The sequence below is a fragment of the Roseobacter sp. YIN89 genome, from assembly GCF_057219365.1.
The window spans coordinates 848,010-865,659 of record NZ_JBXVVD010000001.1; the positions used below are offsets into that span (position 1 = coordinate 848,010).

At 58.1% G+C, this 17,650-nt stretch carries 14 protein-coding genes and 1 pseudogene; 10 read left to right on the forward strand and 5 right to left on the reverse strand.

Annotated elements, in window-relative coordinates; genetic code table 11:
- Nucleotides 1-13 precede the first annotated feature (13 nt).
- Nucleotides 14-586, forward strand: coding sequence for a DNA-3-methyladenine glycosylase I (locus AC2D8V_RS04140; RefSeq protein ID WP_484732247.1), 573 nt, complete (start codon nucleotides 14-16; stop codon nucleotides 584-586).
- A 136-nt stretch (nucleotides 587-722) separates the two neighbouring features.
- Nucleotides 723-1,343: a 30S ribosomal protein S4 gene (rpsD, locus tag AC2D8V_RS04145; protein ID WP_484732248.1), complete on the forward strand. Its 621-nt coding sequence runs from the start codon at nucleotides 723-725 to the stop codon at nucleotides 1,341-1,343.
- 58 nt (nucleotides 1,344-1,401) lie between these two features.
- Here the strand turns inward: rpsD and AC2D8V_RS04150 are convergent, their stop codons facing one another.
- Nucleotides 1,402-3,231 carry an amidohydrolase gene (locus AC2D8V_RS04150; RefSeq protein ID WP_484732249.1) on the reverse strand — a complete coding sequence of 610 codons (1,830 nt, stop codon included), beginning with the start codon at nucleotides 3,229-3,231 and terminating at the stop codon, nucleotides 1,402-1,404.
- Between the two features lie 162 nt (nucleotides 3,232-3,393).
- Here AC2D8V_RS04150 and AC2D8V_RS04155 point away from each other — a divergent pair, with 162 nt between their 5' ends.
- From AC2D8V_RS04155 to AC2D8V_RS04170, 4 genes are read left to right on the forward strand one after another with little or no spacing between them, the layout of a single operon-like run.
- Nucleotides 3,394-4,812, forward strand: a complete 1,419-nt coding sequence (locus AC2D8V_RS04155; protein ID WP_484732250.1) for a homospermidine synthase — start codon at nucleotides 3,394-3,396, stop codon at nucleotides 4,810-4,812.
- Between the two features lie 54 nt (nucleotides 4,813-4,866).
- Nucleotides 4,867-5,952 (forward strand): histidinol-phosphate transaminase, encoded by a 1,086-nt coding sequence (gene hisC, locus AC2D8V_RS04160; protein ID WP_484732251.1) that lies wholly within the window; start codon nucleotides 4,867-4,869, stop codon nucleotides 5,950-5,952.
- Nucleotides 5,949-6,872 (forward strand): prephenate/arogenate dehydrogenase family protein, encoded by a 924-nt coding sequence (locus AC2D8V_RS04165; RefSeq protein ID WP_484732252.1) that lies wholly within the window; start codon nucleotides 5,949-5,951, stop codon nucleotides 6,870-6,872. Before hisC ends, AC2D8V_RS04165 begins: the two co-directional genes overlap by 4 nt.
- Nucleotides 6,869-7,663 carry an extensin-like domain-containing protein gene (locus tag AC2D8V_RS04170; RefSeq protein ID WP_484732253.1) on the forward strand — a complete coding sequence of 265 codons (795 nt, stop codon included), beginning with the start codon at nucleotides 6,869-6,871 and terminating at the stop codon, nucleotides 7,661-7,663. The genes AC2D8V_RS04165 and AC2D8V_RS04170 overlap by 4 nt, the downstream gene beginning before the upstream one ends.
- Nucleotides 7,664-7,740: 77 nt before the next feature.
- Here AC2D8V_RS04170 and AC2D8V_RS04175 read toward each other — a convergent pair.
- Nucleotides 7,741-8,706 (reverse strand): annotated as a pseudogene (locus tag AC2D8V_RS04175) (DUF2125 domain-containing protein); the annotation flags it as partial.
- A 23-nt stretch (nucleotides 8,707-8,729) separates the two neighbouring features.
- Here AC2D8V_RS04175 and AC2D8V_RS04180 point away from each other — a divergent pair.
- The 3 genes from AC2D8V_RS04180 (at nucleotide 8,730) to AC2D8V_RS04190 (ending at nucleotide 12,474) form a co-directional block, all read left to right on the forward strand.
- Nucleotides 8,730-9,260, forward strand: a complete 531-nt coding sequence (locus AC2D8V_RS04180) for a gamma-glutamylcyclotransferase (protein ID WP_484732254.1) — start codon at nucleotides 8,730-8,732, stop codon at nucleotides 9,258-9,260.
- Between the two features lie 74 nt (nucleotides 9,261-9,334).
- The gene (locus tag AC2D8V_RS04185) at nucleotides 9,335-10,519 is read left to right on the forward strand and encodes a biopolymer transporter ExbB (RefSeq protein WP_484732255.1); all 1,185 of its coding nucleotides are present in this window, start codon (nucleotides 9,335-9,337) and stop codon (nucleotides 10,517-10,519) included.
- Nucleotides 10,519-12,474 carry a peptidoglycan -binding protein gene (locus AC2D8V_RS04190; RefSeq protein WP_484732256.1) on the forward strand — a complete coding sequence of 652 codons (1,956 nt, stop codon included), beginning with the start codon at nucleotides 10,519-10,521 and terminating at the stop codon, nucleotides 12,472-12,474. The genes AC2D8V_RS04185 and AC2D8V_RS04190 overlap by 1 nt, the downstream gene beginning before the upstream one ends.
- A 1-nt stretch (nucleotide 12,475) precedes the next feature.
- Here AC2D8V_RS04190 and AC2D8V_RS04195 read toward each other — a convergent pair whose 3' ends face one another.
- From AC2D8V_RS04195 to gloB, 3 genes are all read right to left on the reverse strand, one after another.
- Entirely contained in the window at nucleotides 12,476-13,429 is a 954-nt protein-coding gene (locus AC2D8V_RS04195; RefSeq protein ID WP_484732257.1) for a M23 family metallopeptidase, read from the reverse strand.
- Entirely contained in the window at nucleotides 13,429-15,750 is a 2,322-nt protein-coding gene (gene clpA / locus AC2D8V_RS04200; RefSeq protein ID WP_484732258.1) for an ATP-dependent Clp protease ATP-binding subunit ClpA, read from the reverse strand. The genes AC2D8V_RS04195 and clpA overlap by 1 nt, the downstream gene beginning before the upstream one ends.
- A 175-nt stretch (nucleotides 15,751-15,925) precedes the next feature.
- Nucleotides 15,926-16,693 (reverse strand): hydroxyacylglutathione hydrolase, encoded by a 768-nt coding sequence (gene gloB / locus AC2D8V_RS04205; protein WP_484732259.1) that lies wholly within the window; start codon nucleotides 16,691-16,693, stop codon nucleotides 15,926-15,928.
- A 62-nt stretch (nucleotides 16,694-16,755) separates the two neighbouring features.
- Here gloB and AC2D8V_RS04210 point away from each other — a divergent pair, with 62 nt between their 5' ends.
- The gene (locus AC2D8V_RS04210) at nucleotides 16,756-17,490 is read left to right on the forward strand and encodes a class I SAM-dependent methyltransferase (protein WP_484732260.1); all 735 of its coding nucleotides are present in this window, start codon (nucleotides 16,756-16,758) and stop codon (nucleotides 17,488-17,490) included.
- The last annotated feature ends 160 nt before the right edge of the window (nucleotides 17,491-17,650 follow it).

A 17,650-nucleotide genomic window follows, 5' to 3' on the forward strand; every position in this document is an offset into this window, starting at 1 on the left:
TTAAGGGGAAAACATGATCACCCGTTGCGATTGGGCTGGTCCGGACCAAATTTATCTGGACTATCATGACACCGATTGGGGCGTTCCAGAGTTCGATAGCCGCGCGTTGTGGGAGAAATTGATTCTCGATGGTTTTCAGGCGGGTCTAAGCTGGATCACTATATTAAAGAAACGCGAAAACTTCCGTACGGCATTCGACGGGTTCGAGCCTGCTATCATCGCCAACTGGGGCGCGCCGGAGGTCGAAAGACTGCTATGCAATCCCGGCATTATCCGCCACCGTGGCAAGATCGAAGCCACGATTACAAACGCGCGGGTTTGGTGCGAGATCGAAGCGGAGCAGGGCTTTGACCGGTTCTTATGGAATTACATGGACGGGCGGCCCTTGCAAAACGCTTTCCGGCACCAATCCGACGTGCCGACGCAAACACCGCTATCGCTACAGATTTCCAAGGATCTTCGCGCGCGGGGCTTCAAGTTTTGTGGGCCGACAATCGTCTATGCATTTATGGAAGCGGTCGGCATGGTCAATGATCATCTCGTGACCTGCCACCGCTACGAAGAAATAGCGGATATGGGGCGTTGACTCTGTGCGCGTGGCGCGTATAAGCGCGGCTTCATTGGTGTTGGTGGCTCCCGCGAGGGATCGCCTGTCAGGAGAAATCCAGAGGACAACGCCCTTCATCGCCTGTTTTCGGGCCTTATATCGAAGGAGATCAGCCGTGACAAAACGCACGTCTGCCAAGCACAAAATCGATCGCCGCATGGGCGAGAACATCTGGGGTCGTCCCAAATCACCCGTAAACCGCCGCGAATATGGCCCCGGCCAGCACGGCCAGCGCCGCAAGGGCAAGCTGTCCGATTTCGGCATCCAGCTGCGCGCAAAGCAAAAGCTCAAAGGCTATTACGGCGATCTGACGGAAAAACAGTTCCGTCGCATCTATGCCGAAGCCGAGCGTGTGAAGGGCGATACCGGTGAAAACCTGATCGGTCTGCTTGAGCGTCGTCTGGACGCTGTAGTTTACCGCGCAAAATTCGTTCCAACTGTTTTTGCCGCACGCCAGTTCGTGAACCACAAGCACGTGCGCGTAAACGGCCAGATCGTGAACATCCCATCCTACCGCGTCAAAGAAGGTGACGTGATCGAAGTTCGGGACCGTTCCAAGCAAATGGCAGCGATCATCGAAGCCACACAGCTTCCAGAGCGTGACGTACCTGATTACATCGAAGCGGATCACTCCAAGATGACCGCGACCTTCGTGCGCACGCCGTCGCTTGGCGATGTGCCTTATCCGGTCATGATGGAACCAAACCTCGTCGTCGAATTCTACGCGAAGAACTAAGAGTTCGATTGAACAACATTACATTAGGCCGTGCTGGTGCAGCACGGCCTTTTTTATTTCACCGATCAAAACGGCGCGCGTTCGAAAGCCAGGGTTTCTCGACTTTGATACCTTGGTAGATTGCATGCATAAACATATGCGCCGTTACCGGGTCAGACGCGAATGGCGGGCGCCGAAAACGGCCTTCCTTCTCGCCGGGTGACGCCTGAAAGATCACTTTGTCCGCTTTCACCGTCATGGCGACGTCGATTTGGTCAATCGTCTCAGGATCCACGGCAGTTGGATCTTTCGTCAAGATCGCGAAATCAGCCTGCTTGCCCGGTTCAATCGATCCTTTTTCCGTTTCTTCAAAGTGTTGCCACGCAGGCCATAGCGTCATCGCTTTCAGTCCGGTCATGACATCAACGCGCTGTTCTGGGCCGAGAATATCACCCGTCCGTGTGCGCCGGGTGACGGTTGCGTCCAGGACGCGCATGCTGTCTGGGAATGCAACCGGTGCATCATGATGCGTGCCAAACATCAAACCACGCTGTCTGATCCAGCCTGTGGGCGAGATGTTGTCTGCATGCGCCGGTCCGACAGTATGATCGCGATGCCAGTCGCCCCAGTAAAACGTGTGCATTGGAAACACGGATTGAAAGACACCAAGCCGCTGATAGCTGTCTACCTGATCCTCGCGCTGGAACTGTCCGTGGATCAGGACCGGACGGGTCGGTTTTTGCCCATACTCTTTTTGCGCGGTATCCAGTGCGGCGATAAGCATATCTGACGCGCCTTCACCGTTGGCGTGCGTGATGATCTGAATGTCGTTCTCATAGGCCCAGCTGACCGCCTGTTGCGTTTGTTCCATACTGGCGGAGGCATAACCCGCATAGCCGGGAGCATAGTCGCCGACGGGGTCGTAGTAGGGCCTGTCGCGCAATGCGGTGAAACCTTGCGGAGAGCCGTCAATCGTCAGTTTGGCGCCGCCGACCCGCACGCCGTTGATGTAGGCGTCGGATACGTTTGCTGCGATAAAGTCTCGCGCGACGAGAACATCCGGATAGGCCACAACGTCAATCGTGATATCGCCTTCGGCAGCCACGACTTTGAGCACTTCGACCACATCCGGTGAGGCGCGCCCTTCCTGCGCGGTCGTATAGCCATAGCTAGCCCACAAGGCCGACCCTGCGCGCGCAAATGACTTCATGCCGTCAATGCCCAGCCCGCCCAATAGCGGGACCAACGCCGAAAAGAATGCGTTTTCCTCTAAAACACCCGTCGGTTCCCCGTTTTCATCAACGCGGATGATGCCTCCGGGCGGGGATTTCGTGCCTTTTTCGATGCCTGCCAACTCCAGAGTTTTTGAGTTGGCCACGCCGAAGTGGCCGGACTGATGTACGATGATGACTGGCGTATCAACCGAGATCGCATCAAGATCTTCACGGGTCGGCGGGCGCTTTTCAGCAAGTTGGCTTTCATCATAGCCAAACCCTATAATAAGGTTCATGCTTTCGACTGTTTCGGGATTGGCTTCCGCCCAGTCGCGCAGTGTCTTTTGCAAAGACGCGATGTCGGTATTGGGTCCGTCCGGTGGTGGCAGCAAGTTTGCCGAAAGCGCCTGCAGACCGCCCATAACAACATGCCCGTGACTGTCGACAAAGCCGGGGACCATTGTATACCCGTCCAAGTCTTGCAGGACAGTGTCCGCCCCCTGATGCGCCATGAGCGCTGCGAGATCGCCGGTTGCTAGAATGCGACCATCCTTGACTGCCACGGCCTCGACGCGCGGCGCAGCATCATTCATCGTCAGGATAGGCCCACCAGTCCAGATCGTGTCCGCAATTTCCTGAGCCAGAGCGCCGGTTGGCAACAAAGCGATCTGAACAACTGCAAGAAGCTTGTTCATTCTATTCCCCCTTTCGATTTCACAGCGGTAGCCTTCCGAACAAAATAGCGCAGCAATCGTGTTTGCAAATCCTTTCCGGTGCCAATTGATAGCGCAGGCGTCCGGCATTGACGCACCCTTCCTCGTCATGCGACACGCGCGCAAGATAATCAGGAGGCGTTCATGTCCACATATCCAACATACGGGCGGATTGAAGGCCCCATTGTCATGATTGGCTTCGGGTCGATCGGGCGCGGTACTTTGCCTCTAATTCAGAGGCATTTTGACTACGATCCAGAACAGCTGGTGGTGATCGAGCCGAATGCGGATGCTGCTGCAACGCTTACGGGGCAAGGTGTGCGCCATATCGCGCAGAAAATCACGCAAGATAATTACCGCGATGTGCTTGGGGCTCTCTTCAGCCAAGGTCAGGGTTTTTGCGTCAACCTCAGTGTCGATACCTCTAGTCTGGAATTGATGAAATTCTGCCGCGAACTGGGCGTCCTTTATATCGATACAGTCGTTGAGCCGTGGGAAGGCTTTTATTTCGAGACTACGGAAAATGCGCAGCGCACCAATTACGCGCTCCGCCAGAAGGTGCGCGATGAAAAGGCGGCCAATCCCGGCGGTACCACGGCGGTGTCGTGCTGCGGCGCCAATCCGGGCATGGTCAGTTGGTTTGTGAAAGAGGCATTGCTGACCCTTGCGCGCGACACTGGCCACGATGCAACTGTTCCGGTTGATCGCAAGGGGTGGGGCGCTTTGATGCAGTCGCTCGGCGTCAAGGGTGTGCATATCGCAGAGCGGGACACGCAAGCGCGAGAGGTTCCGCGCCCGCGTGGGACATTTGTAAATACGTGGTCCGTTGAAGGTTTCATCTCAGAGGGCTTTCAGCCTGCGGAACTCGGGTGGGGAACACATGAGACATGGATGCCGGACAACGCCCATTCTTATGACACGGGCTGTCAGGCAGCGATCTGGCTTGAGCGACCGGGCGCTGTTACGCGCGTGCATACGTGGTGTCCGACCCCGGGGCCGCAGTTTGGCTTTCTAGTGACCCATAACGAAGCGATTTCGATTTCGGATTATTATACCGTTGGGGCAGCTGATGCGCCGGAGTTTCGTCCGACCTGCCATTATGCCTACCATCCATCTGATGACGCAGTGCTGAGCTTGCACGAAATGTTCGGTTCAGGTCGCCAGCAACAGGTACACCACATTCTGGACGAAAACGAAATCGTCGAAGGTATCGACGAATTGGGCGTGCTGCTCTACGGGCACGAAAAAAACGCCTTGTGGTATGGGTCTCGGCTGAGCAACGAAGAGACCAGAACGCTGGCCCCGCATCAGAACGCAACCGGGCTGCAAGTAACCTCGGCAGTTCTGGCCGGCATGGTATGGGCGCTGGAAAATCCGCAAGCCGGCATTGTTGAAACCGACGAAATGGATCACGCGCGTTGCTTGGAAGTGCAGCGACCCTATCTTGGTCCGGTTGAGGCGCATTACACCGACTGGACACCGTTGCAGGATCGCTGGGAGTTGTTCCCCGAAGACATCGACGAAAGCGATCCGTGGCTATTTCGGAACGTGTTGGCCAGTTGAGTGTGGCGTGTGACAGCGGCTAAAGCTAAGGTCCGCCAGACAGGAGATAATTCGATGACCAACGCTCTTTGCCCGCAGCCGGGCATCATGGACATCGCGCTTTATCAGGGAGGCGCGTCGAAGATACCCGGGCAAACCGAACCGTTGAAGCTGAGCTCCAACGAAAACCCCTTCGGCTGCAGCCCTGCGGCCACGCAGGCCGTCGCAGACGCCGCAATCAACATGCACCGCTACCCGTCCACCGATCATGGCGCATTGCGCGAGGCCATCGCCGAGATACATGATATTGATGCGGATCGGATTATCTGCGGCGTCGGATCGGACGAAATCCTGAACCTGCTGGCCTATGCTTATGCTGGTCCCGGTGACGAGGTCTTGTACCCTGAACATGGGTTTTCCATGTACCGCATCTTTGCGCTAACGGCGGGGGCCACGCCGGTCGTCGCACCTGAAACAGACAGGCGTGTCGATGTCGACGAGATTATTGGCCGGATCACAGACGCGACGCGGCTGATTTACATCGCAAATCCAGCCAATCCGACGGGCACAGCGCTAGAGACAGCTGATCTTGTCCGCCTTGCAGATGCGGTCCCGTCGTCATGCTTGTTGGTGCTTGACGGCGCTTATGCTGAGTACTCCCCGGGATATGATGGCGGCGTGGGGCTGGTGGACGCCCGCGCCAATGTGGTGATGACGCGAACGTTTTCCAAGCTTTACGGTCTGGGTGGCTTGCGCGTGGGGTGGGGTTACGCGCCCCGTCAAATCATCGATGTGCTTAACCGTTTGCGCGGGCCTTTCAACCTGTCCACTGTGGCGCTTGCGGGGGCAGAGCAGGCCGTGCGTGACCGCGGATTTGTCGAAAAGTGCTTAACGGAAAATGCCGAGCAGCGTATGCGTTTGACCCTCGGGCTGCGTCAGCTTGGTATCGCGTGCGATGAAAGCCATGCAAACTTCGTTCTTGCGAGATTTGCGGATGAGCAAGAGGCGGTGGCGGCAGATGCGCATTTGAAAGCTGCGGGTATTCTTGTGCGGCTGGTAAAGGGGTACGGGTTTCCACAAGCGTTGCGCATCACTGTGGGCCGCGCGGATGACATGACCCGCGTCTTGCAGGCGCTCGCAACATTCAAAGAGGTCGCATGAGCCAGCAACAACCCTACAAACGCGTGGCACTGATTGGGCTTGGCTTGATCGCGTCGTCGATGTTCTGGGCGATGAAGCGTGCCGGAATGTCCGCTGAAGTGACGGGATATGCCAGGTCGCAGGAAACGCGCGAAACCGCGCGACGTATTGGTCTGTGTGATCGCGTCTGCGACACCATGCGCGAGGCCGTCGAAGGCGCGGACCTGGTCGTGATGTGCGTGCCGGTAGGCGTTATGGGTAAGGTCGCCGAAGAGATTGCCCCGGCGCTAAGCCACGGGGCGACACTCACTGACGTCGGATCAGTCAAACGTGATGTGCTGGCAAGCGTGTTGCCCCATCTTCCAGACGGGGTGCACTTTATCGCCGGACACCCTTTGGCAGGTACGGAACATTCGGGTCCTGAATCCGGATTTGCAGAGTTGTTTGACAATCGCTGGTGCCTGCTGGTGCCCGCCGAAGGCAGCGACCCTGAAGCCGTCGCCCGGTTGCGCGCTTATTGGGAAGGCTTGGGAAGCAATGTTGAGGAAATGGATGCAGATCATCACGATCTCGTACTGGCGGTCACCAGCCATGCGCCGCACCTGATTGCCTACACGATGGTGGGGGTTGCGGACGATCTGCGCCGTGTCACGTCGAACGAAGTCATCAAATACTCTGCCACAGGGTTTCGTGACTTTACCCGGATCGCCGCCTCCGATCCAACGATGTGGCGGGATGTATTTCTGAGCAACAAGGACGCCACGCTGGAAATACTCGGGCGATTCACCGAGGAGCTATTTGCGCTGCAGCGTGCGATCCGCACAGGGGATGGTGATCATCTGCACGACTATTTCACACGAACTCGCGCGATCCGTCGCGGCATCATTGAAGCTGGGCAGGATACAGACGCGCCAGACTTCGGGCGCGGCACCAAGTCGTGAGGTTTTTGGCGGCGCTACTGGTTTGTTGTGCCGGGCTGGCTGACGCTGCGCCAATCGAAAGCTCGTTGCGCCCTGTAGGACGCCCCGCTTCTACCGCAGGTGGGCCGGTGCAGTTGGAGCCCTCTGGCGCAATAGCGCAACCGGCGCGCGCGCCGCAGTCCATCGCGGGTGTCGCGTCGAAACCCGCGATGGCACAGTCTTTGCGACCGGCACGACGCCCCCGCAGCGTGGAGCAAATCGGCCGCGAACAGGCGCGTCTGCGTCGCCGCGGCGCTGTCTGCGGGGATCTCGGCATTCAAGGTGACGAGATAGGCCGCGTTTTGGGGCGCATTCGCGGGTGTGGTGTTACAGGTGCTGTGCGGGTGCGCAGCGTGTCCGGAGTGGGGCTTAGCCAAGGTGCTGTCATGGACTGCACCACCGCCAAGGCGTTGAAAAAATGGGTCGATAACACAGCCAAGCCGGTTCTGCGCAGTCAGGGCGGTGGGCTGGAAAGGTTGCGCGTCGCTGCGCATTACGCGTGTCGCACGCGTAATAATCAACCCGGCGGGCGCATTTCAGAGCACGGACGCGGCAGGGCCATCGACATTTCAGCGGTCAAGTTACGCAACGGTCGCGAAATAACGGTTCTGAAAGGCTGGAACGACCCGACCAGCGCGCAAATCATGCGCAAGCTGCATGCTGGTGCTTGTGGTCCATTCGGTACGGTTTTGGGCCCCAACTCTGACCGGTTCCACAAGGATCACTTTCACTTTGACACGGCCCGCTACCGGTCCGGAACCTACTGCCGCTAGGGAATGCGCACCGGAGCCAACTGTGCCACAGGAATAAAGCCCAGAAACAACCGCCCGTCGCGCGCCTCAAAGGCGATGTCCAATGCGTCAGCGTTGCCGCCACCATTCGCGATCATACCCAAAATATTTTCGAATTGCGGTCTTGCCTGCTGCGGCAGCAAGTCGGCGTTTTCCAACAAATCAAGCATACCGCGCCAGTTGCGCGCTTGAAACGACATCGCACCATTTGCAAGGCCACGATCGTCAATTTGCAGGGATGCCGCCGCGCGCAGTTGCATCGGGCCCCAAGTGGCGTCTGCCAGCGTCAAATCGAATTGTTGCGGTTGCGGACGCGATACTTCAAGCGTTTGGATATCGATGGGGCGGGTCAAACGCACTTTCAAGTCCAATTGCAGACTATCAAAGCTTTCCGGCACAGCTTGCGGCACGCGCAAGGCTGTGCGGGCCGTTGCAGCGGGGCGCAGTCCCGCAACACTTGCCGTCAGGCGGTAAGCGCTGGCTTCTTCGGCGTCTTGCGTCAGCGTGACATCGAGCCCGTCAGCGCTAAGCTTTCTGTCGCCAAAGACATCAACCTGCCACGCCGCACTACTCAGAACGAGGCTTTGCAGTTCTAACGCCTCGCCTGGATGCAGGCGCATCTCGGCGCGGCCAGATTTAATGAATAGCGTGCTTTTTGCGCGCGGCGTCGCAAAATTGATGCCGTCTTGAGGCAAATCCAGTGTGACATACCCCGGCCACCAGGCAGGGGCAGAGAACGTCAGCACCCCCGCGTCAAAGGCCAAACCGGTTTGCGGGTCACCCAATGCAGGTGCCTCGATGGTGGCATTCAAATGGAACGGAAACCCGCTGATGTGCACGCCGCGCAAATCTGCTTGCCATCCATCGGCACGACGCGCGTCGAACCAAGCGTTGATCTCGCGCGACAGGTTGTAACTTGCAAAAAGCCACCATGTGCTCCAGATCGCTGCACCAAATAGCAATATCCAGATCATTCGCCGCACGGTTTGCCTCTTTTGTTTTGCCAGTAATTGAGGTTTACGCATCTCAAGATAGGAGCGAGAGCGCAATGACAATGTGGGTCTTTGGATACGGAAGCCTGTTATGGAATCCTGGCTTTGAAGTGGCAGAACAGGTTATCGCCCGACTACCGGGTTACGCTCGGTCGTTTTGCATGCGATCGATCCATCACCGCGGGACCGAGGATAATCCGGGTCTTGTCCTCGCGCTGGACGAACAGCCGGACCACGCGTGCGAAGGGGTGGCCCTCGCGGTGCGCGCAGGTCACGAGGACAAGACACTTGCCTATCTGCGAGAGCGTGAATTGATCTCTTCGGCCTATGTCGAACGCGAATTGAACATTGATCTTGTTGACGGGCGTCGGGTGCAGGCGCTGGTTTATGTCGTGGCCCGTGACCACGTTCAGTACTGCGGTGGTTTGCCATTGGAAGAGCAGGCGCAAATTATGTCGCGCGCGGTGGGCGGGATGGGTCCAAACACCGAATATCTGTTCAATACAACGGCGCATTTGAGCGAAATCGGACTGCACGACCCGGATTTGGACTGGTTGAGCCAACGGGTACGCGCGCTGATCTCATAATTTCTTGGCGCTACAGGTTGTTTTCTGTGTAAAATGCGCCCAGAGCAGAACAATAACGGTCAGGAGCAGGGCCGATGACGATGCCAGATCTCGAAACGAGACCCGTTTTTTCGCAGCCAGTGCGACAGATCACGCTGATGCTGATCGTTTTGGGGCTGTCTGGCGCTGGTAGTTTCCTCGCCTTGCCGCGCGTTTTGCCTGTTTTTGAGGCAAATCCATACCTCAACGGCTTTATCATCTTTGTATTCCTGATTGGCGTGCTGGCATGTTTTTATCAGGTCTTTCAGTTGATACGCTCGGTGCGCTGGATCGAACGCTTTGCCACCAACACGTTGGATTCCAGCATCAAGCCGCCTTTGCTGCTCGCGCCGCTGGCTTCGCTGTTACGACAGCGCGGCGCGCGGATGCAGGTCAGCGCCACCTCAACCCGGTCTATTCTCGATTCCGTCGCGACCCGTATCGACGAAATGCGCGAAATCACCCGGTACATCGTAAACATGCTGATTTTTCTGGGTCTGCTGGGCACGTTCTACGGTCTGGCAACCACGGTTCCAGCGGTCGTTGATACGATTCGCAGCCTCGCGCCGGAAGAAGGTGAGGGCGGTGTGCAGGTCTTCAACCGCTTGATGTCCGGACTGGAAGCCCAATTAGGCGGTATGGGGGTCGCCTTTGCGTCCTCACTTCTTGGTCTGGCCGGGTCCCTTATCGTTGGTTTGTTGGAATTGTTTGCCGGTCATGGCCAGAACCGGTTCTACCGTGAACTTGAAGAGTGGCTTAGTTCGATCACACGGATGGGCTTTACCTCTGGCGAAGAAGTTGGCGGCGATCAGACCGGAATGGCTGGTGTGGTCGATCACATGGCCCAGCAAATGGAGCAGCTTCAACAGATGTTTCTCCGGTCCGATGCAAGCCGCACCGAAGTGAACGAGACGCTGGCCGCTCTGGCCGGATCAATCGACCGGATGTCACAGCGGATCGAGGGCGCAGACCCCGCCAGCGCAGCGATGGAGCGCGTCGCCGCCGGGCAGGAACGGCTTATTGCGTTGATTGAAAGCCAGGGACAGGGGGACGGTATTGATGCCGAAAGCCGGATGCGCCTGCGTTCGATAGATGTGCAGATGCTGCGCATCCTCGAAGAAATTTCGGCGGGCCGCCAAGAGAGTATGGCTGAGCTGCGGATGGACATTAACCGGTTGGCGGATGCACTGAGACCACGCAGGGCGCGTCCTGCCATCAAACGCGGTCCAGAGGACATCTGATGGCTCTTTCGCGACGCACCGGCGCACGGTTTCAGGCCTCTATCTGGCCGGGCTTTGTCGATGCCATGACCGGACTTCTGCTGGTGCTGATGTTCGTGCTGACCATTTTCATGGTGGTTCAGTTCGTTCTGACAGAGCGGATCACCGGACAGGAAACAGAACTTGACCAGTTGGCCGGAGAGGTCGCGGCACTCGCGCAGGCGCTCGGCCTCGAGGAGCAAACGTCTGAGCGGTTGCGCGAACAGGTCGGCGCGCTGGATGCTACACTCAACGATGCAGAAGAGCGGATCGCTGCGCTCACTGCCACGCGCGACGCGCAGGCTGCCGCGCTGAACGAGGCTCAATCTCAGATATCCAGTTTCGAGGCGCAGGTCGCGTCGCTTATCGCGGAACGGGACAATGCGTTAGGTACTGTAACGCAGCTTGAGCAAACCCGAGACGACTTGGAAGCAGCACAGGCCGAGTTGTTGAGTGAACAAGAAGCATTGAACCTTGCACTGGCGACCGCACGCACCGAAATCGATGCACAGGCCGAAACGGCCCGTCTGGCCGCCGCTCGACGTGAAGCGCTGGATGCGCTGGTCGCCGAACTTCGTGCGCGCACGCAAGAGGCGGATGGCCAGATCGCCAGCCTGACGCAAGATCTTGACGCAGCCCAAGCTGCCCTGTCCGCCGAGGAAGAGGCGCGGCTGGCGGAGGCGGCGGCGGCTGAGTTGCTGCGGTCGCGTTTGGAAGACGCCGATGCCGAACTGACAGCCATGACCCTCGCGCTGGAAAAACAGCGACAGGAAGCCGAAGATACGCTGACCCTTTTGGCGGCCGCGCGCGCCAGCAACGCAACGCTGGATCAAGAACTAGCGGCGGCGCTCTTGCGTATCGACCGCTTGCAGGACGACGTAGCCGTGGGTGAGCAGGCACAGGACGCGCTCGCCGTGCTGGAAACTCAGCAAGAGATTATGGCCGCGCGCCTGTCAGAACTTCTGGCTGATCTGGACCAAGCGCAAGCCACCGCGGCACTCGAAGCTGCGGCACGCGCTGCCGCCGAAGCGCAGGTGCAGAACCTGTCTGCCGAAGTCGACGGTATGGAAAGTTTGCGGGATCAACTGGCCGCGGCTCTGGCTGCAAAGCTCGCGGCCGAGGCGCTGGTCGAAGAGACGACGGATGCCGCGCAGGATCGCGCGGCACTGCTTGCCGAGGCGCGGCGCGCGTTGGCCGAAGAAGAGCAGATCAGCGCCGAAGCGCAACGCCAGACAGAGTTGCTGAACCAACAGGTCGCAGCGCTCAGAACCCAGCTTGGCGATCTGCAGGCCTTGTTGGATGATGCGCGCGAACGGGATGCGGCAAAAGAAGTACAACTGCAATCGCTCGGCTCTGAACTGAACACCGCACTTGCCCGTGTTGCCGCCGAAGAGCGACGCCGTGCGCAACTTGAAGAAGCGGAACGCAAACGGCTGGAAGAAGAAGCCGCAAGGCTTGCAGAGGAATCCAAGGACTTGGCGCAATACCGCTCTGAATTTTTCGGGCGGTTGCGTGAGGTTTTGGGAAATCAGGAAGGGGTCCGGATCGAAGGCGACAGGTTTGTATTCTCTTCCGAAGTTCTGTTCGAGCCTGCGCGCGCCGATCTTTCCGCCGAAGGGCAGGCCGAGATCGCAAAGGTTGCGCGGATCATTTCGTCGGTGGCTGACGACATCCCGCCCGAAATCGACTGGATCATTCGCGTCGACGGTCACACCGACAACCTGCCGCTCTCAGGCGCGGGTCTGTTCGCGGACAACTGGGAGCTGAGCCAGGGCCGCGCGTTGTCGGTTGTGCGCTATATGGTCAGCGCTTTGGGGATACCACCTGACCGACTGTCGGCCAACGGTTTTGGTGAGTACCAGCCGGTCGCCACCGAAGATACGCCCGAAGCCCGCGCGCAAAACCGGCGGATCGAGCTCAAATTCACGGAGAAATAGCCTAGTCGATGGTGAACCGCAGGCCACGCGTTTCGATTACCGCGCCGTTTCTGATCAGTGTGGCACTTCCTGCGTATTGACCCGCCGGCCAGCCCGCGTCGGGGCGTTTGCGACCCAGTGCACGAAAGAATTGCGCCTGTTGGCGGTCCAGCGCGATCTCTTGAGCGACAATCTGGCCAGCGGGCCCGTTCAGAACAAGCGCAAGCGTGTCATCCACGCGCCCGCCGAAGGCATACGCAAACAGAACCAGAGCGGGGGCGTCACCGTCGAGAGTATTGACGCCCGCGGTGCCTGCTTTCACGCGATCGTAGCTTGGAACGTCGGTGGAAATCCCGATTGAAATGATCCCGCCAGGACGATACGCAATCTCGTCCTCCCACAAGGTTTGCGCGGCGTCCGTGCCGCATCCGGTCTTGGTGCCAGGTTGAAACGGGTCAACGACGGCATCGTTGCGGCGCACGCTCAGGTGCAGGTGGGGAAACTCGGTGCGCCCGCTAAATCCGACCTCACCCAGTTTCTCTCCCCGTGCGACCTGGGCGCCGGGTATGACCGTGATCGATCCTACTTTCAGGTGGCAGTACTGTGTCTCCCATCCGTTTGGGTGGCGCAGCAGCACCCCGTTGCCGCAGTCGCGCCCTTCGGTCATGCCGGCAATGCCGTTGTCGGGCTCGCCATTGCGCACGCCCATCACCACGCCGTCAGCTGCAGCCATGACATCCACACCTACAGTCATGGCCTGCAGTGAAGGCAACGCAAAGTCCGTGCCCTTATGGCCGTCATAGCTGAGTGGCCCGCAGGTGAAGTCTGAAAACCCTGTTCCCGGATCCCGGTCGACATATTGCTGGATGAAACATGTTTCGTTCATCTCGCAGGCAAGCGGCATGCCCAAAGAAAAATCCCCCGCCACGACTGGCGTGGCGAGGGACAAAAAGACTGCAGCAAGGCCGCGGCGCATTACTCGGCGGTGAGCAGAGGCGGTTTGTCGCCGGAAAGCCGGGGGTTGTCCGGACCTTCGATCTTTAGGTCGATCTCGCCGCCTTTAATGCCGACACGCACCACGCCACCCTTGGCCAGCTTGCCAAAGAGAAGGTCTTCGGCGAGCGGTTTCTTGATGTGCTCCTGGATCACGCGGCCTAGCGGGCGCGCGCCCATTTTGCTGTCATAGCCCTTCTCTGCCAGCCACTCGGCGGCAGGCTTGGTCAGTTCGATGGTCACGTTGCGATCCATCAGTTGCGCTTCGAGTTGCAGGACAAACTTTTCTACAACGCGCAGGATGACCTCTTTCGGTAGCGGCGCAAAACTGATCACTGCGTCAAGCCGGTTGCGGAATTCAGGTGTGAAGGTTCGCTCGATTGCGGCGGTGTCTTCGCCCTCGCGCCGGTCACGACCAAAGCCGATCGCTTCCTTGGCCTGTTCGGCAGCCCCGGCATTTGAGGTCATGATGAGGACGACATTGCGGAAATCTACCGTCCGGCCGTTGTGGTCGGTCAGCTTGCCGTGGTCCATCACCTGAAGCAGGATGTTGTAGACATCCGGATGCGCTTTTTCCATTTCGTCGAGCAACAGGACGCAGTGCGGATGCTGGTCGACACCGTCGGTCAGCATGCCGCCCTGATCGAACCCGACGTATCCTGGAGGCGCACCGATGAGACGGGAAACGGCGTGTTTCTCCATGTACTCTGACATGTCGAAACGCAGCAGTTCAACGCCCAGCGTATCGGCAAGTTGCTTGGCGACTTCGGTTTTGCCGACACCGGTAGGTCCGGCAAACAGGTAGTTGCCGATGGGCTTTTCAGGCTCGCGCAGTCCTGCGCGTGCCAGTTTAATGGCCGACGACAATGCCTCAATCGCCTTGTCCTGACCAAATACAACCCGTTTGAGCGACCCTTCGAGATCTTTCAGAACCTCAGCATCATCCTTGGACACGTTTTTGGGCGGAATGCGTGCGATCTTTGCCACAACGTTTTCGATCTCTTTTGTGCCGATCGTTTTACGCCGCTTGGCAGCAACGACCAGATGCTGTGCGGCCCCTGCCTCGTCGATGACGTCGATGGCACTGTCCGGCAGTTTTCGGTCGTTGATGTAGCGCGATGCCAACTCGACGCTCGTCTTGATCGCATCTGCCGTGTATTTGACCGAATGGTGGTCCTCGAAATACGGCTTCAGCCCGCGCAGTATCTTGACGGCATCCTCTACAGAAGGCTCGTTGATATCGATCTTCTGGAACCGGCGGCTCAGCGCACGGTCTTTTTCGAAATGCTGGCGGAACTCTTTGTATGTGGTCGAGCCCATGGTGCGCAACTTGCCACCGGCAAGCGCCGGTTTGAGCAGGTTGGACGCATCCATCGCCCCGCCTGACGTCGCGCCGGCACCGATCACAGTGTGGATCTCGTCAATGAACAGAACCGCATCTTCATGATCTTCAAGCTCGGCCACGACAGCTTTCAGGCGTTCTTCGAAATCACCGCGGTACCGTGTGCCGGCCAGCAGTGCACCCATGTCCAGCGAGTAAATCGTGGTCTCGGCCAGAACTTCCGGCGTCTCGCCGGCGACGATCTTGCGCGCAAGACCTTCCGCGATGGCTGTTTTGCCCACGCCGGGATCGCCCACCAGCAGCGGATTATTCTTGCGACGGCGGCATAGCACCTGAATGCAGCGTTCAACTTCGGAGTCTCGGCCAATGAGCGGGTCCACGTCGCCATCACGCGACTTTGCATTCAGATCGACGCAGTATTTTTCAAGCGCGCTCTCTTTCTTCTCGCCCTCTGTTACCCCTTGCGGCTCTTCGTCCGCCTCGGGCGCACCCGACACAGGCCGCTGTTCGCCATAGGCGGGGTCTTTGGCGACGCCATGGGCGATGAAGTTTACAGCGTCATACCGCGTCATATCCTGTTGCTGAAGGAAATATGCAGCGTTGCTTTCTCGTTCCGCAAAGATAGCGACCAGAACATTCGCTCCGGTTACTTCCGTGCGGCCCGACGACTGAACATGGATCGCGGCTCGCTGGATTACTCGCTGGAAGGCAGCGGTTGGTACAGCTTCAGATCCGTCAATGTCCGTGACCAGATTGCTGAGATCCTCATCGACGAATTCCATCAGGGTTGCGCGCAAATCGTCAGTATCCACGCTGCAGGCCTTCATGACACGTGACGCGTCCGGTTCGTCAATTAGCGCCAGCAACAAGTGCTCTAGCGTTGCGAATTCATGCCTGCGCGCGTTGGCAAGCGCCAGCGCAGAATGGATTGCCTGTTCCAGTGTTGTCGAAAATGAAGGCACTTTGTGTGCTCCTTCTGATCGGGGTCAGTGGGGGTGCCGAAGGATATCAGCCCCTCATCCAACCATAGCCTCTTAATATTAGAGTTTGGTTGATCGCAGCGCCGCTTCAAGTTTTTTCTTTGAAATCTTGGTCACAAATTTTGTGATCGTGACCGCAACGACTACGATATGTGCGTTAAAATGCGTCCTTTCGGGAACGAATTTCGGCGAAGACCTCTGCATCGCTGGCCTCATTCATGTCCAGCAACGCGCGAATGTCAGGGTTTGATGGGCGCAGAAACGGGTTTGTTGCCAATTCTGCGGCCAAGGTTGAGGGAACGGTTGGCGATCCTGCAGCGCGTGCCGCGTCGATCGCTTCCTTTCGTGATATAAGTTGAGGATTATCTGGATCAATGGTTAAGGCAAACTTCGCATTGCTTGCGGTGTATTCATGACCGGAGCAGATGAGCGTTTCAGGTGGCAAGGCGGCTAACCTTGATAAAGAGGCCCACATCTGCGCGGCAGTGCCTTCAAAGAGGCGTCCGCATCCCAGTGCCATCAGACTGTCAGCGGTGAATGCCGCCTGCGCGGCCGCCACGTAAAAAGCAATATGGCCTGTGGTGTGGCCAGAGACATCGATGACCTCCACTTCATGTCCGGCAAAATCAAATCGGTCACCGTCAGCATGGGCCGTGTCCAGTGGTGGCAAGCGGTGCCTATCTGCCTTGGCACCACGAACGTGGGCAGGATGCTGCGCCAACACGGCAGACAGCCCTTGCACGTGATCGTCATGATGATGGGTGATCCAGACCTCGTCCAGGCGCCAGCCGCGCGTGTCCAGCGCGGCAAGGATCGGGGCAGCTTCGGGCACATCGATGAGAGCGGTTTTGCCACTATCGGTGTCGTGCAGAAGAAATGCGTAGTTGTCGGACAGGCAGGGTATAGTTACGAGATCAAGGGGCATGGTCATTCTCCTTCGCCTTTGCGACACTAGCGCTAAGGTGATCCATCACAAGGCCGCCGGCAATGCATCTTGACGTGCAAGACCTGAGAAATTTTTACTACCGCAGCCCACTTGGTCGTGCGGCGCAGGCTTCGTTGCGCAACCGGATGCTGGAGTTTTGGCCCGAGGCCAAGGGTCAGACCGTGGTTGGCTTCGGTTTTGCCGCACCGTTGTTGCGCCCCTATCTGGTCCATGCGCGCCGGGTGATTGCGCTGATGCCGGGGCCGCAAGGTGTGATGCCTTGGCCTGCGCAGATGCCCAACGTGTCTGTTCTCACTGAGGAAACGCTGTGGCCGCTGGAAACCGGGCACGTCGACAAGCTGGTGCTTCTGCACGGACTGGAAACTTCTGAGCGTGCGTCTGACCTGCTGGAGGAATGCTGGCGTGTTCTGGGTCCTGGGGGGCGAGCACTGTTTATCGTGCCAAACCGCGCGGGTCTTTGGGCGCGGCGCGATCGAACGCCTTTTGGATACGGTCGGCCCTATTCTTCCAGCCAACTGGAAACTCAACTGCGCAAGCATCAATTTCTGCCTGAACGTCACCTTGGCGCGCTTTATCAGGTCCCGTCGGCAAAGCGCATTTGGATGAAGTCCGGCCCCGCATTTGAAAAAATCGGCAGGCGCATGCCCACCATGATGGCGGGCGGGGCATTCATGGTAGAAGCGACCAAGCTGGTCTATCCTCCCAAAGGAAAAACAGAGACAAAACGGGTCAAGCGCAGCGTAGGTGTTCTCAGCCCAACTGCGAAACCCGTATAGCGCCTAATTTTTAGGCATTTTGCGAACAATGGGGTGGGGTCGAAGCGGATTTTGGCCTGCGGGAATCGCAAAAATTGGCCATATCAAAACAAGAATTGGAAGTTTTCGACGAGCCAAAGCGTCGCAGTTTAAGCAACCTCCTGAAAACATAGGAAAACTG